13 protein-coding genes are annotated in these 13,104 nt (G+C 63.0%); 5 read left to right on the top strand and 8 right to left on the bottom strand.

The genetic code is table 11. The annotated features are described in order from the left end of the window. Positions 1-19 precede the first annotated feature (19 nt). Positions 20-580, top strand: coding sequence for an acetolactate synthase small subunit (gene ilvN / locus TP2_RS14855; RefSeq protein WP_038079091.1), 561 nt, complete (start codon positions 20-22; stop codon positions 578-580). 11 nt (positions 581-591) lie between these two features. After that, positions 592-1,563, top strand: a complete 972-nt coding sequence (locus TP2_RS14850; RefSeq protein WP_038079089.1) for a glycosyltransferase family 2 protein — start codon at positions 592-594, stop codon at positions 1,561-1,563. Here the strand turns inward: TP2_RS14850 and TP2_RS14845 are convergent. From TP2_RS14845 to TP2_RS14830, 4 genes are all read right to left on the bottom strand, one after another. Further along, positions 1,560-2,768: a glycosyltransferase family 4 protein gene (locus TP2_RS14845; RefSeq protein ID WP_038079087.1), complete on the bottom strand. Its 1,209-nt coding sequence runs from the start codon at positions 2,766-2,768 to the stop codon at positions 1,560-1,562. The genes TP2_RS14850 and TP2_RS14845 overlap by 4 nt on opposite strands. Further along, the gene (locus TP2_RS14840; protein ID WP_206198352.1) at positions 2,765-4,174 is read right to left on the bottom strand and encodes an O-antigen ligase domain-containing protein; all 1,410 of its coding nucleotides are present in this window, start codon (positions 4,172-4,174) and stop codon (positions 2,765-2,767) included. The genes TP2_RS14845 and TP2_RS14840 overlap by 4 nt, the downstream gene beginning before the upstream one ends. Beyond that, positions 4,174-6,318 (bottom strand): right-handed parallel beta-helix repeat-containing protein, encoded by a 2,145-nt coding sequence (locus tag TP2_RS14835; protein ID WP_038079085.1) that lies wholly within the window; start codon positions 6,316-6,318, stop codon positions 4,174-4,176. The genes TP2_RS14840 and TP2_RS14835 overlap by 1 nt, the downstream gene beginning before the upstream one ends. 138 nt (positions 6,319-6,456) lie before the next feature. Continuing rightward, the gene (locus TP2_RS14830) at positions 6,457-7,317 is read right to left on the bottom strand and encodes a glycosyltransferase family 2 protein (protein WP_038079083.1); all 861 of its coding nucleotides are present in this window, start codon (positions 7,315-7,317) and stop codon (positions 6,457-6,459) included. Positions 7,318-7,580: 263 nt separating this feature from the next. Between TP2_RS14830 and TP2_RS14825 the strand changes: the two genes are divergently transcribed. The 3 genes from TP2_RS14825 (at position 7,581) to TP2_RS14810 (ending at position 10,546) form a co-directional block, all read left to right on the top strand. After that, positions 7,581-8,984: an oligosaccharide flippase family protein gene (locus tag TP2_RS14825; RefSeq protein ID WP_051692683.1), complete on the top strand. Its 1,404-nt coding sequence runs from the start codon at positions 7,581-7,583 to the stop codon at positions 8,982-8,984. Positions 8,985-9,058: 74 nt separating this feature from the next. Next, the gene (locus TP2_RS18100) at positions 9,059-10,084 is read left to right on the top strand and encodes an SH3 domain-containing protein (RefSeq protein WP_051692681.1); all 1,026 of its coding nucleotides are present in this window, start codon (positions 9,059-9,061) and stop codon (positions 10,082-10,084) included. 36 nt (positions 10,085-10,120) lie between these two features. After that, positions 10,121-10,546 (top strand): hypothetical protein, encoded by a 426-nt coding sequence (locus tag TP2_RS14810; protein ID WP_038079082.1) that lies wholly within the window; start codon positions 10,121-10,123, stop codon positions 10,544-10,546. 19 nt (positions 10,547-10,565) lie between these two features. Here the strand turns inward: TP2_RS14810 and TP2_RS14805 are convergent, their stop codons facing one another. The 4 genes from TP2_RS14805 to TP2_RS14790 all read right to left on the bottom strand — a co-directional run bounded on the left by TP2_RS14805 (position 10,566) and on the right by TP2_RS14790 (position 13,048). Continuing rightward, positions 10,566-10,907, bottom strand: a complete 342-nt coding sequence (locus TP2_RS14805; RefSeq protein WP_038079186.1) for a zinc ribbon domain-containing protein YjdM — start codon at positions 10,905-10,907, stop codon at positions 10,566-10,568. Between the two features lie 82 nt (positions 10,908-10,989). Next, positions 10,990-11,589 carry an HNH endonuclease gene (locus tag TP2_RS14800; RefSeq protein ID WP_038079080.1) on the bottom strand — a complete coding sequence of 200 codons (600 nt, stop codon included), beginning with the start codon at positions 11,587-11,589 and terminating at the stop codon, positions 10,990-10,992. Positions 11,590-11,756: 167 nt separating this feature from the next. Further along, on the bottom strand, positions 11,757-12,419 hold the full coding sequence (locus TP2_RS14795; RefSeq protein WP_038079078.1) for an alpha/beta hydrolase: 663 nt from the start codon (positions 12,417-12,419) through the stop codon (positions 11,757-11,759). Further along, complete coding sequence (locus TP2_RS14790) at positions 12,416-13,048, bottom strand: DNA-3-methyladenine glycosylase family protein (RefSeq protein ID WP_038079075.1); 633 nt, start codon at positions 13,046-13,048, stop codon at positions 12,416-12,418. Before TP2_RS14790 ends, TP2_RS14795 begins: the two co-directional genes overlap by 4 nt. Positions 13,049-13,104: the final 56 nt, after the last annotated feature.

The following is a 13,104-nucleotide window of genomic DNA, read 5'->3' as shown; positions in this document are numbered from 1 at the left end:
AACGTAAAGGAGAGAGGCAATGGCCGCTCTGAAGATCAAGAAAGGCTCCTCGAGCCACTCCGCCTACGACCTGCGCGACAGCCACAGCCAGATCGAGAGCTCGCATACGCTCGCCGTGATCGTCGATAACGAGGCTGGCGTTCTGGCTCGCGTGATCGGGCTGTTCTCGGGCCGGGGCTACAACATCGACAGCCTCACCGTCGCCGAGGTCGATCACAAGGGCCACAAAAGCCGCATCACCGTCGTCACCCGCGGCACCGAGAGCGTGATCGACCAGATCAAGGCGCAGCTTGGCCGCATCGTGCCGGTGCACGAAGTGAAGGACCTGACCGTCGAGGGCTCGCCGGTTGAGCGCGAACTGGCGCTGATCAAGGTTTCGGGGACCGGCGACAAGCGCATCGAGGCGCTGCGTCTGGCCGAGATCTTCCGCGCCAACGTGGTCGACTCGACGCTGGAGAGCTTCGTCTTCGAGATCACCGGCACGCCCGAGAAGATCGACGCTTTCGCCGATCTGATGCGCCCGCTGGGTCTGGCCGAGGTCGCCCGCACCGGCGTCGCGGCCCTCTCGCGCGGGGTCTGAGCGGCCAGATCATGGCCTCGGACCGTCCCGCACTTGGCGTCATCATCGTCACCTATCGCTCGGCCGATGTGATCGGGGCGTGCCTCGCCTCGCTGCGCGCGGCGACCGGGGTAGCGCTGCATGTGGTCGTGGTCGACAACGCCTCGCCCGATGACACGGTCGAGGCGATCCGCGCCGCGGTTCCCGATCTGATGGGCGCGGTGCAAGCGGGTCAGGAGGGGATCGCGCTGATCGAAGCCGGAACCAATGGCGGGTTCGCGGCCGGCGTCAATCTGGGGCTTGCCCGGCTGGCGGCCAATCCGGGCCTTGAGCGCTTCTGGCTGCTCAATCCCGATTGCGTGGTGCCGCCCGAGACCCCCCATTTGCTCGCCACCCACGATCCAGGGCCGAAAGGCGCCGCGATGATTGCGCATCGCGTGGTCTATGGCGACGATCCGGACAAGATCCAGATCGATGGCGGGGTGATCGACCGGCGCACCGGGATCACCCGTAACCTCAATCAGTTCGCCCCTGCGACCTCCCCTGCCCCCGACCCGTCGCGGATCGATTTCGTGACCGGCGCCAGCCTCGTGGCCACGCGGGCTTTTGTCGAACAGGCGGGGCCGATGGCGGAGGACTATTTCCTTTACTACGAAGAGGTCGACTGGGCACTGCGCCGGGGCGAGCTGCCGATCTCCTTTTGCGAAGGCGCCGTGGTCCGTCACGTCGCGGGCACCGCGATCGGCTCGCAGCGCATGGGGTCCGTGGCCTCGCCCTTCTCGCAATATTTCAAACACCGCGCGCGGGCGATGTTCCTGCGCCGTCATTTTCCAACCGGGTTGATCGGTGGGGCCGCGTGGTCGCTGGCGAAAGCCGCGCAACTGGCCGCGAACGGCTATCGTGCCGAAGCGGGCGCGCTTCTGCGCGGGTTCTTCGGGATGGGTCCACCAGAACAGGTCCTGTCGGCGCTAAGCCCGGACGCGCGCGCGAAGATCGGGCGTTAGCGTCCCAGCGCGCGTTCATAAAGACGCACGAGCCCTTCGGCCTTGACCGTCCATAGCCCTTCGCGAAGCACCTTTTCCTTGCCTCCCGCTCCAAGCCGCATGCGCAGAGCCGGATCGTCGACGAGCCGCTCAATCGCATCTGCGACATCGCGGGCCAGCGCCTCTGGCGTGGAGACCGCGCATTTGAGTCCGGTCACGCCCTCCTCAACGATCCCATCGGGACCGCCACGGGCAGCTGCGATCACCGGCAGCCCCCAGCGCATAGCCTCGTAGAGCACATTTCCCGCCGGTTCGCGCCAGCTGGGGAAGACAAAGATATCCGCGCGCGCATAGAGGGTTTCGACCTGCTCACGGGGGATGAGCCCATGAAACGTGCAGCGATCACCGACACCGAGCCTGTCCGCTTCGGCGCGACAGATCGCGATCTCTTCTCCATCACCTGCGCTCTCAAAGTACAGATTTGTCCGCTCTTTCAGGATGCCGAGGGCTCGGATCACGTCGCGCAACCCCTTGGTTCGGACCCCACGCCCGACGTGTAAAAGCCTGATCTTGCCATCTGCGCTCGGAGCGCTCGGAGCTGCGGCTTCCTCGATACCAAGCTCCAGGACGTTTTCATAATCGCGAAGATGTATCGGGGACAGATGATCGTGGATATACGGGGCAACCCCAAGCACAAGCGCCGCCTCGGAGTAAGACGCCCTGAGAGCTGGGTCCAACCGCAGGCGCAGATGATCAAGGGCACGCAGCCGCGTGTACCATTTTGCCTTGCCCATTTCTGCCTTGAAACCGGGCGGCGTCGAAAGCGCGCCACCGAGGGGTCCGATGACATAAGGCAGAGTTTGTCCACGAAGCGGCGTCGCATAGCGCATCGCCTGCGGCATGATCTGGTGCGCGATATCGAACTCACTCGAGTGATCGCGCAGCCAACGCCGCAGCTTGGCCGAAAAGAAAGGCCATTCAGGCTTGAGCATCGCCCGCAATCGCGGTGCGCGATCGAAGAGGCGCGGTGCAGGCCAGCTGATCACACGCGCCTGCGGAAGCTGCTCGTTCAGCGGTGTGTGGCCCGGACTGTCAAGACAGGCAACCGTGAGCTCGACGCGAGAGCTCAGTGCTTGCGCCCACTTGAACGCGACGAAAGCTTCGCCCGTCGCTTCTCGAGAAACTTGCGGCGCGATCATCAGAACGCGCAACTTGCCGATCGTCATGCGTCCCGCTTCCTGCTCTGCCCGAAGCGCGAATAGGCGGCACCCAAGCTCCCGGTGCTCGCGTCTCGAGAAGGGCGCGGTGCTTTCGCCTGTGCGCTCGGCTTCGTGTCGATCATCCAAAGTCCGGCCCCGAACATGAAGAACACGAAGGCATAGACCGAGTCCCAGACATGCACGGTGCAGAGCGTAAAGGAGAGACCGACAAAGGTGAAAACCCACGCCCGGCGGAACACGAGCAGGCGTGGATCCTGAGAGAAATCGCGCCTCATGATCTGAGCAAGTCCAAGCCCGTAGCCCGTTGCCAGCAACAGAAACCCCGGAATGCCGTATCGCATCGTCGTGAGCAGCCAGAAATTATCGACGCTGGGCGTGTGCATCCAGGCAGGCCTCACCCAGTCGTTCAAACCAATCCCGAAGATTGGATTGGACCAGACATTGTGCATTCCCCATTCGAAAATGAGCATACGCCAATAGGCCGTATGGGCCGAAAAAGTGGCATAGGACATGAAAACCCTGATCGGCGTCCGGTTCGAGAGGAGATCGATCGCCACATAGCTCAGGGCGAACAGGCCAATCAGAAGCCACCACCGCCATTCTATCCCCTTGAAGGTCTGGTACCATGCAATCAGACCGATCTGGAGAAGAAGAGCCAACAGCGCCCCAGACGAAAGCGCCAAAGCTCCCGTGAAGAGGACGATACCGGCCATGACGACCCGCCATAAGCGCGACCGGATCCCCTTGAACGCGACGAAAGCGAACGGAAAGCTGACCGACACGTAGAGCCCGAAGAGGATTGGGTGATTGAAGGATCCCTGCACTCTCTCGAGGCCAAGCCTCGGCTCCGCATAGACGAGCGTGATAGAGGAAAGCCCCGGCAGTTTATTGATCAACATCGCGAGCGGCGGGGTGCCCGTTTTTGCCTCGACGAGGGCAAAAGGCAGAAGAAACACCACGGACCAGACCAGGGCCTTGGCAAGAGCTGCGAAATCCTCGCGGGTCCGGATATAGGCCCGCCCCATCATGTAACCGCCAAGAAACTCGATACCGACCGAGCCCGCCTGCTGGATGACGCGATCTGGGTTGTTCACCGCGAGGGCGAGCGCCGCCCACAGGAAATGCGCGATGAACAGCCAGTCGATCAACAGCATTCTTCCATACTGGCCCGTGAAGAGCCGATACAGCAACGGCAGGACCGCCACGAGGAGAACCAAACGGACTCCGGTCAATGCAAGAGGCCCGAGGTGGAAGGCAACCGGGACGAGGATTGCCAGCATCATGATGAAGACCGGCTTAGGCAGTTTCGCTTTGAACAGGTCCGCATCTGGCAACGGGTCGCCGGATTTCGCCTTTGATCCGCGGCGTTCGAACTGCCGATGACGCTCGGGGCTGATCACGCCCGCACGCATCAGTGGGCTGCTCCCATCACCGCTGATCCGGTCGCGTCAAGCTCCAGCGCGCGCAATTCGCCATGGAAGCTTTTGCCCTGGCCAAACGGATTCCCGAGCGCCAGCCCCCAGTATTCAAGCGGTCTGACGCGGCCCGAAACCGTGCCCTCACCAATCACATCCTCGCCGGCCAAGACCTCAAAACGCTTTTCGGTAGAGGAGTAGCGCAGCGTGATTTCATGCCAGTCCCCGTCGAAGAGAGGAAGGCGTTTCGTTCTCAGGAAAAGTCTCTGACCGTTCCCCGGCCAGAATTCCACGGTGAGCGTACCACGGCCGCTGACGGTGACGACGAGGGACTGATGAATTCTCAAGAGCTCGCCAGCCGATTTGAAATCCCCCATCGCACGCAGGCTGAACCTGATCGTGAAGCCATCGGCGCCGAAAAACGGAGCAATCAATTCCGCGGGAACCTCGATCGACCCTCCTCCAAGCCCAAACTCAAGCGCGCCCGGACTGATTGGAAGCGTCGCAAGAGGTTCGGGCTCGCGGCCCACATAAGAGATGATACGTCCGATCTGGGGGTCATATCGCAACACGCGGCTGTCGCTGACCACGACCCGGTTTTCGCTGCGTGCCTTCCGCCCATCCGGAAGCGTCGCCGTGAGCGTCACTTCGTAATTTCCCGGACGCGCGAAGCGCACCGGGACATCCTCTCCTTCGAGCTTGCCCTCATCGCCGATGTGCCAATCGAACGTGACCTCGTCGGGCGTCACCCCATCCGGCAGGATCGTCTTGCTTGCATCGAAAAGAAGTTCCCTCTCCGCGTCACGCGACTTGCTGACACGCACAACAGGCTGAAGCGCCGGAGTTTCAGAAAGTGTGTCGAGCATCGGTGCCCCGACACCAGCGTTCGCGAGCGCGCCGCCCGGCAAATAGGCAAAGTTTCCGAGGTCGGTCGGAAGCCCCGTGCGCGCGGAAACGAAAAGCGCATCATAATAATCGGGCTGCCCGGGGCGTTGATCCTGGATCAGGAGATTGCCGCTCACACGCCAGTCGGGCTGGCCGATCGGTCCCGAGATCTCGCCGACCGCGTTGCGCGCGATCGTTACGTCGCGCGAATTTTTCGCCACTCGGATCTGAGGAATCCAAAGCGCCGGATCACGTTTTTCGCCTTCGGAAAACACATTGTGGATCAGCGTGTTGTTCTCGATCGCCACTCCATCGGCTTGACCCACGGTGATCCCGTGCACATGCGCATTGATGATGACGTTATCGCGGATCTCGATGTTGCGGTAAAACATCTCATCGCCCGCCTCACCGCGATCGACCAACTCGTTTCGCATCAGGATCGACTGGGTGAACCCACCCAACCCCGAGTTCAGAACATTGCCCTCGATCACGACGTCGCGGCTCGGACGCTCGGTCCCGGCGGTCCAGAACTGGATCATGTCGGCATGATCGCCCGATCCGAGCGCGCGGCGAAAATCGTGGATATGATTGCCCGCGATCCGCAGCCGTTCGACTTGCGCGAAATTGAGCCCGTCCATCCGCATCGCGTGGATATCGTTATCTTCGACTGTGAGATCGGTACAGTCGCTGATGATCGCTCCGCGATAGAAGGTGCGGAACTCGTTGCGCGCGAGCGTGATATCGGTCGAAGAGCGCAGCGCCAGCCCGAACCCCGTCGGCAAGGGGCCAAGCTCGGGCTGGGCGGGATCGGGAGGTGCGACATCGCCATCGAAAAGGCTGTCGCGGATCGTCAGATCACGCGTGGTGAAGACCTGAAACGGGCGCAAATTGGCGGCATCGCCGAGCGTATAGACGTAATCGAAATCAAGATTTTCGAGCACGAGATGGCTGACCTCGCGCAAATCCATCGTTCCGATCCTGGCCGGGGCCTCCGGATCGGCAGAGCGGATCACGATCGGCGCATCAGCCTCGCCAGACTTCTTGTAAACTGTCAGCGCTGGGTAACTCCCCGGCGCAATCTCGACCACATCTCCGGGCGCGATACGGGCAAGCGCATCGGTCAATTCCTGCGGCGAACCGACCTTCCAGTCTTTCGCGAAAACGGGACCTGCCAGCACCATAGAAATCGCACAGCCGAACAGCCCGCACCCAAAGGCACGGGCGAAATGCCCTCGTGCTGTCGCGATCTGCTCCATCGCTGCCTGCCTGTCTTGGCGACTTTGTTGACGTCGCTCTAACCTTATCTTGCGTCAAAAATAGGGCCTGAAACCGTGTTCGGGCAAGGATTTTCAACCCCTCACGCAAGACACGCCCTGATTGTGGCCCTTGCGCCGCTACAGTGATCCGAAGAGCGCCTGTCGCAGCATCCAGCCCATTCGTGCGAGCCGCAGCCGCGCCAAGGTTCCCAAGGCCCGCATCCGCTCTCCCGCTCCGTTCAGCCCCGGATGCCCCAGCACCTTGGGGATATGGGCGAGGATCGAGGCCGGCATCAAAAGCGCCTTGCCCGCCCAGCGCAGCCGGTCCATCGCGCCCACGCCATTCACGCCGAAACCTTCTTCGGTGAGCCGGCGCCATTTCCGGCTCAGTGCCGCCCAGTCCTGCCGTGAGGGATGGCCGACGCGCAGCTCCTCGGCATAGACGAGGCGATACCCTTTCGCGGTCGCGCGGCGGCACCAATCGAGATCCTCGGAGAGCCCTGCGATGAACGGCCCCGTCGCCTCGTAGACATCGCGCCGCGTGACGAGATTGCCGGTGCCGGAAAACCCCTTCTCCTCGATATAACGACGGAAATCGAAGGCGAAGACGGTCTCGAATGCTTCCGCGCCCGAACGCGGCGGCGCGGTTTCATCAAAGACGAAGACATGCCCGCCCACCAGATCGCCCCGGTCGGCCACGGCGAAGGCCGTCGCGATCCAGTCGGGATCGGCCACGCAATCGCTGTCGATGAAGAAGAGCCGCGGCGCGGTCGTTTCCGCCACGCCGCGATTGCGCGCCTCGGCTGCACCTTTCTTCACCTCGGTCACGATGCGCAAATCCGGGTACGCAGCACGGATCGAGGCCAGATCGACGGTGGAGTTATTGTCCACAACCAGCAGCTCCACTCGCGCATCGAGCTGCGGCGTGAGCGTGTCGAGGCAGCGGATCAACCGCTCGACATCGTTGTAATGTGGGATGATGACGGCGGCGTCAGCCATAGCAAGCAGCCCCGTTCCCGAGCCTGACGTCAAAAGAACGCGTTCTGATGCGGTTCGAATACACCACTTAGAAAACCCTGCTCGATCATTCTCGTTTTGCGCAGCAGTTGAACAGCAAAGGCTCGGGGCTGACAAGTCTATGGGGGCTCTGGGCCGTGGCGGTCCTGCAACAGGGCGCAGAGGCGGGTTGACCGAAACCGCCGCCGGACGAGATAGTGCGTCGAAATCCGCACGGCTTCGCGCCGCGCCTTGCCGGACCGAGCATGCTTCGCACCGCCATTCTGATCCTATCCGGGAACGCTGCCAAATCGGCGTTGCTCTTTGGGCGCAATCTCGTCATCGCACGGCTCATTCCCGTCGCCGATTATGGCGTTGCAGCAACCTTCGCCATGATCATGGGCATCATCGAAATGGCGTCGACGCTCGAATTGCATCAGCAGATCGTGCAGTCGAAACGCGGTGACGATCCGGAATTTCAGGCGACGCTACAAGGCTTTCAAGTGTTGCGGGGCCTCGTCGGGGCGCTGCTGCTCGTGGCGGCGGCCGGTCCCATTGCGAATTTTCTCGACATTCCGGAAGCGGCTCCGGCCTATCGCTGGCTGGCCCTCGTGCCGTTTCTTACCGCTCTTCAGCATTTCGACATCCACCGTTTCCAACGCAGCGGGCGATACCGACCGATGTTGCTGACCGGCACGCTCTCCGCGCTCGGAGCCCTGCTTGCCGTCTGGCCGTTGATGATGATGTTCGGGGATTGGCGCGTGGCGCTCTGGGCCCACATCCTGATGGCCGGTTTCGGTGTCTTGGTTTCCCATGTACTTTCCGAGCGCCCCTATCGGCTTGCCCTGAACCCGCAAGTGATGCGCGAAAGCCTGCGGTTCGGCGGCCCCCTGCTCGCCAATGCGGTGCTGATCTACCTCGTTTTCCAAGGCGACAAGATCATCGTCGGACGTGTTTCGGGAATGGAAGCGCTGGCGATTTTCGCGATGGGTACGGCGCTCACCCTGACGCCAGCCCTGATCGCTGCAAACTCGGTGCGAAACTTCTTCCTGCCCAAGCTCTCAGCGACGCATGCGATGGGGGAAACGGAGACGCATCGCCATCTCTTCCTTGCCAGCATTGAAGCCGCGATGTTCGCGGGGGGCCTGCTCTTGCTGGGCACGTTGCTCTTCGGCAAGCCGCTCGTTCTCGGACTTCTGGGGCAGGACTATGCAGCGCTGATCCCATTGCTCGTGCCCTTCGCCGCCTTCAGTGCGGCCTATGGCATCCGAACCGCCCCCAGCATTGCCGCCCTATCGGTGGGCGAAACGAGCAATGGCCTGTGGGGCAGCCTCCCGCGCGTCGCCCTTCTTCCCATAAGCTACCTGGTGCTCACCCAGACCGGATCCTTCCACGCCGTGATCTGGCTCGGCGTGCTCGGCGAGGTTGCGGGGATAAGCCTCTCGCTGGTGCGTTTGCGGAAGGTCATGCAACTCCCACCTATGATTGCCTCGATCCTTACCACCTGCCTGGCCGCCATCACGGTGGCGGCAATACACTACCTGCCGCTGTCGGGTTGGCCCTTCATGGCGGCGGGATATCTGATCGCGATCGGCCTCATAGCGATCCAATTTGCGTCGATGCGCGACTTGCGCCGCTATTTTGGCAGCAAGCTTCCGGGATCGGCCTGACCACAAATCTCCCCTGCGCCTCTCCTTTTCGTGATAACCTCAACGAAAGGGAGCTGATCGAAGGGAGCGAAACGATGCGTCTTGTCGCAAGTTACATCATGTGCCTCATCCTAACCGGCATTTCCCCCTCCTTTGCGGAAGAGATGCGCGAGGTGCCGGTGCATTTCGCGGCCGGGGCGGATCATGCGGTGCTCAAGGATCGTATCAAGGGCTATGACAGCGTGATCTATACGATCGGCGCCGAGGCCGGGCAAAGCATCGACATCAAGCTGTCGACGAGACACACAGCGACCTATTTCAACCTCTACGGCCCCGGAAGCGGGCCCGGAGATCAGGCGATCATGAACAGCCAGTTCACGCCCGAGTTAAATCACTACACTGGCACGCTGCCCGCATCCGGCGTCTACAAGGTCTCGGTCTACATGATGCGCTCGGCGGCGCGGCGCGACGAAGTCGCGAACTACGAGATCCGGGTCGGGATCACCGGGCAGGCAGGCCCGATCGTTCAGGGCGATTATGCCGACGGGCTGCAAGGCGGACCGGATTACTGGGAGGTCCACACTGGTGATATCAACGATCCGCTGAACCTGCGTGCAGGCCCATCCACCGGCAACGAGATCATCGGACGTTTCCCCGAAGGCGCGATCCTGCGCAACATGGGCTGCCGCATGGCCGGGGGCCAGCGCTGGTGCAAGGTCGCGGCGACCGAGGGCGACCTGACCGGATGGGTCGCGGGGCGTTTTCTGCGCGAAGGCTCCGCCCCGGCGCCGCGCGTGTCGGAACCTGAGACGCGCGACCAGGAGGTCCGTTTTGCCCCCGGCACGAGCGGCGCGATGCTGACATCGACCCTCGCACCCGGAGAAGCGATCAATTACCGGCTCGGTGCGCGGGCCGATCAGTTCCTCACCGCGCGACTGGATGCCGACACGCCGGGTCTGCATTTCAACATTTTCACCCCCGACGGCCAGTTGCTCTACGAGAGCCGCGGGGGCGGACGATCCTATCGCGGCCAGCTCTGGATGAACGGCGAGAACCGCGTGACCGTCTACAACATCTCGAACACGGCGGCGCGCTTCACCCTCAGCATCGGTATCGAATGACGCAAGCGGCATCGGCGGCGGACAAGGGAGGATGAGATGGCAAGACACGGCATCGGAAAGATCTCTCGGCGGGCGGCTTTTGCAGGGGCCGCGCTCCTTGCACTCGTAGCTTGCGTGCCCGAACCGCCACGCGGCGGTGGGCATCCCAGCAAGCTTGATGGCGCTTGGCTCGGCACCTACACCCCCTTCCCAAGCATCGCGCAGATGTATCGCGCCTGCACAAAGGGCTATGGCGGCATGCGCATCGCGAATGGCAGGCTTTCGGGCGAGGCCACGAACCGTTACGGCGCGTCCTACAGCATTGCTGGCCGGGTCGTGGGCAAAGACCGTATCGAGGGGAATTTCTTCTATCGCGGCCGCAAGGTCGGCTCGCTCAAAGGCCATCTCGAGAAGGGACGGATCGTCGGTAATTACGACTCGATCGGCGGCTGCAAGGGCACTTGGGTCGCGCGGCGGCGATGACCGCGCTACCGCGCCCGGATCAGTCCGAGACCTTCTTCACGAATTGCGACTTGAGCCCCATCGGACCGATGCCGGGGATCTTGCAGTCGATGTCGTGATCCCCCTCGACGAGCCGGATGCCGCGCACCTTGGTGCCGACCTTCACGACCGAGGACGATCCCTTCACCTTGAGATCCTTGATCACGGTGACGGTGTCGCCATCGGCGAGTACATTGCCGACCGCGTCGCGCACCACGGCCTCCGACTCTGCCTCGGCGCCGGGCGACCACTCATGGCCGCATTCCGGGCAGATGAGCAGGGCATCGACCTGATAGGTGAATTCGGAGGCGCATTCGGGGCACGGAGGCAGGGTGTCGGTCATGGCCCAAAGCCATAAGCGCACGGGGCGCGTTGCGCCAGACAAATCGCCCGCCTGCGACATGAGCGACCGGGGGTGGACAGGATCAGGCTTCGAGCTCGGTATCCCAGTAGAGGAAATCCATCCAGCTCTCATGCAGGTAGCCCGGCGGGAAGCGGCGCCCGATGCGCAGCATGTCCTCGGGTTGCGGCTGGCGGGCGGGCTTGAGCAGCCTCAGTCCCGAATGCTCAAGCGGCTTGTTCGCCTTCCTGAGATTGCACGGCGCGCAGGCCGCAACGACATTTTCCCAGCTGGTGATCCCCCCACGCGAGCGCGGAACGACATGATCGAACGTCAGATCGCCCTTCTTTCCGCAATACTGGCACTTGAATTCGTCCCTCAGAAAAAGATTGAAGCGCGTGAATGCCACGCGCTTCTGGGGTCGGACATATTCTTTGAGGACGACGACCGAGGGGATCTTGAAGGCCTCGCGCTGACTGCGCACCACCTCGTCGTATTCGGCCAGTATCGTGACCCTGTCGAGGAAGACCGCCTTGATCGCCTCCTGCCATGGCCACAGCGACAGTGGGTAGTAGGAAAGCGGTCGGAAATCCGCGTTGAGCACAAGCGCAGGGTGCCGTCTCAGCGCCGCCGGCTCGCGGGTAAACTGCGTTCGAAAATCAATCCTGTCGCACTCATCCAGCATGGGTGACTCCGTCCTCGCCCTGTCGCCTGCCGCGGCCCAGGGGCGGGGTCCGCCCCTGCCTTACCAATAACTATATATGGCGTTCGCGATCTGGCAAGCCTCTTGATGTCGCGAATTGCTGCTTTGCAGCACGGATTAGCAGGCGGCCATGACAGGGACGTGACGGATCAGCCAGGCAGCTTGTCGCTCAGGAAGGCAAGCGCCACGGACAAGCCGTCCGGCGCGATCCCGTGGCCGGTGCCTTTCATCACATGCGCATAGGTGTCAAAGCCCGCCGAGACGAGCGCATCGCCCGCCTTGCCCATATCCGAGAAGGGCACGACCGGATCCTGATCGCCATGCACCAGCAGAACCGGCGGCTTGCTCACCGCTTCCGGGCCCAGCGCCTCGGGACGCAGCAAGCGGCCAGAGAACGCCACGAGCCCCGCCACGGCCTCCTCCCGGCGCGGCAGCACCTCGAGCGCCATCATCGTGCCTTGCGAAAAGCCGATCACCGCGAGTTGCGCCGGCCTCAGCCCCTGCTCTTCGAGCAACCCGTCGAGAAAGGCGTTGAGATCCGCAGCCGCCGCGCGCATGCCCTCAAGCGATTCCGCCTCGGTCGAGTTGTCGAGCCAAGGGATCGGGAACCATTGCCGGCCATAAGGCGCTGCGCGGCAGGGCTCGGGCGCGTCGGGCGCAACGAAAAGCGTATCGGGCAGATGCGGCCCCAGCGGATCGGCAAGGCCCAGCAGGTCCGCCCCGTCCGCGCCATAGCCGTGCAGGAAGACCACTGCCGATTTCACCTGCCCCGATTGCGGCCCCTTGCGACCGGCTTCCAGCTTGCGCGTCATGGCGCCACTCCTTCACGTCTCTTGCACGCGGCGTAATAGGCCCAGAGCCCGCGCGCCGCAACCGCGCGCCAGGGCGACCAGGCGGCGGAAAGTTCATTGAATTGCTTGCGTTTCGGCCGCTCGGGCAGATCGAAGAGCAACCTTGCCCCCTCGGCCAGCGCCAGATCGTCGACCGCGAAGACATCCGCCCGGCCCAGAGCAAAGATCAGATACATCTCAACGGTCCAGCGCCCGATGCCGGGGATCGGCAGCAATTGCGCGATCACCTCCTCGTCGGGCAGGCTGCGCAGCCCCTCGAAATCGACACCTGATCCCGCCAGAGCCTGAAGATAGCGCACTTTCTGGCGCGAGAGCCCGCAGGCGCGCAAATTCTCCTCGGTCGCGCTTGCGATCGCGGCCGGCTCTGCGAATCCCGCATCGAGCACCTTGCCCCGGATCGAATTGGCCGCCGCGACCGAGACCTGCTGGCCGATGATCGCATCGCGCAGGGCGGCAAACCCATCCTCGCGCCGCCGCAGGGGCCACGGGCCCGTCATCTCGCAAACTTCGGCGAAACGCGGCTCGGCGCGACAGAGCCACGCGGTGCCCTCTTCGATATCCGCCTCGCAGGTGATGATGCGTCCGACCATGGCCGCCACCCTGCCCCATCACGCGCGCGCTTGCCAGCCCTCTTCGTGCAGGATAG

This window comes from Thioclava pacifica DSM 10166, assembly GCF_000714535.1.
GTDB classification, from domain to species: domain Bacteria; phylum Pseudomonadota; class Alphaproteobacteria; order Rhodobacterales; family Rhodobacteraceae; genus Thioclava; species Thioclava pacifica.
This window is presented reverse-complemented; position numbering and strand designations above follow the sequence as displayed.

What these genes read in the sequence shown, in the direction of transcription:
- ilvN (WP_038079091.1), top strand. Translation starts at nt 20, where the DNA reads ATGGCCGCTCTGAAGATCAAGAAAGGCTCCTCGAGCCACTCCGCCTAC.
- TP2_RS14850 (WP_038079089.1), top strand. Translation starts at nt 592, where the DNA reads ATGGCCTCGGACCGTCCCGCACTTGGCGTCATCATCGTCACCTATCGC.
- TP2_RS14845 (WP_038079087.1), bottom strand. Translation starts at nt 2,768, where the DNA reads ATGACGATCGGCAAGTTGCGCGTTCTGATGATCGCGCCGCAAGTTTCT.
- TP2_RS14840 (WP_206198352.1), bottom strand. Translation starts at nt 4,174, where the DNA reads ATGCGTGCGGGCGTGATCAGCCCCGAGCGTCATCGGCAGTTCGAACGC.
- TP2_RS14835 (WP_038079085.1), bottom strand. Translation starts at nt 6,318, where the DNA reads ATGGAGCAGATCGCGACAGCACGAGGGCATTTCGCCCGTGCCTTTGGG.
- TP2_RS14830 (WP_038079083.1), bottom strand. Translation starts at nt 7,317, where the DNA reads ATGGCTGACGCCGCCGTCATCATCCCACATTACAACGATGTCGAGCGG.
- TP2_RS14825 (WP_051692683.1), top strand. Translation starts at nt 7,581, where the DNA reads ATGCTTCGCACCGCCATTCTGATCCTATCCGGGAACGCTGCCAAATCG.
- TP2_RS18100 (WP_051692681.1), top strand. Translation starts at nt 9,059, where the DNA reads ATGCGTCTTGTCGCAAGTTACATCATGTGCCTCATCCTAACCGGCATT.
- TP2_RS14810 (WP_038079082.1), top strand. Translation starts at nt 10,121, where the DNA reads ATGGCAAGACACGGCATCGGAAAGATCTCTCGGCGGGCGGCTTTTGCA.
- TP2_RS14805 (WP_038079186.1), bottom strand. Translation starts at nt 10,907, where the DNA reads ATGACCGACACCCTGCCTCCGTGCCCCGAATGCGCCTCCGAATTCACC.
- TP2_RS14800 (WP_038079080.1), bottom strand. Translation starts at nt 11,589, where the DNA reads ATGCTGGATGAGTGCGACAGGATTGATTTTCGAACGCAGTTTACCCGC.
- TP2_RS14795 (WP_038079078.1), bottom strand. Translation starts at nt 12,419, where the DNA reads ATGACGCGCAAGCTGGAAGCCGGTCGCAAGGGGCCGCAATCGGGGCAG.
- TP2_RS14790 (WP_038079075.1), bottom strand. Translation starts at nt 13,048, where the DNA reads ATGGTCGGACGCATCATCACCTGCGAGGCGGATATCGAAGAGGGCACC.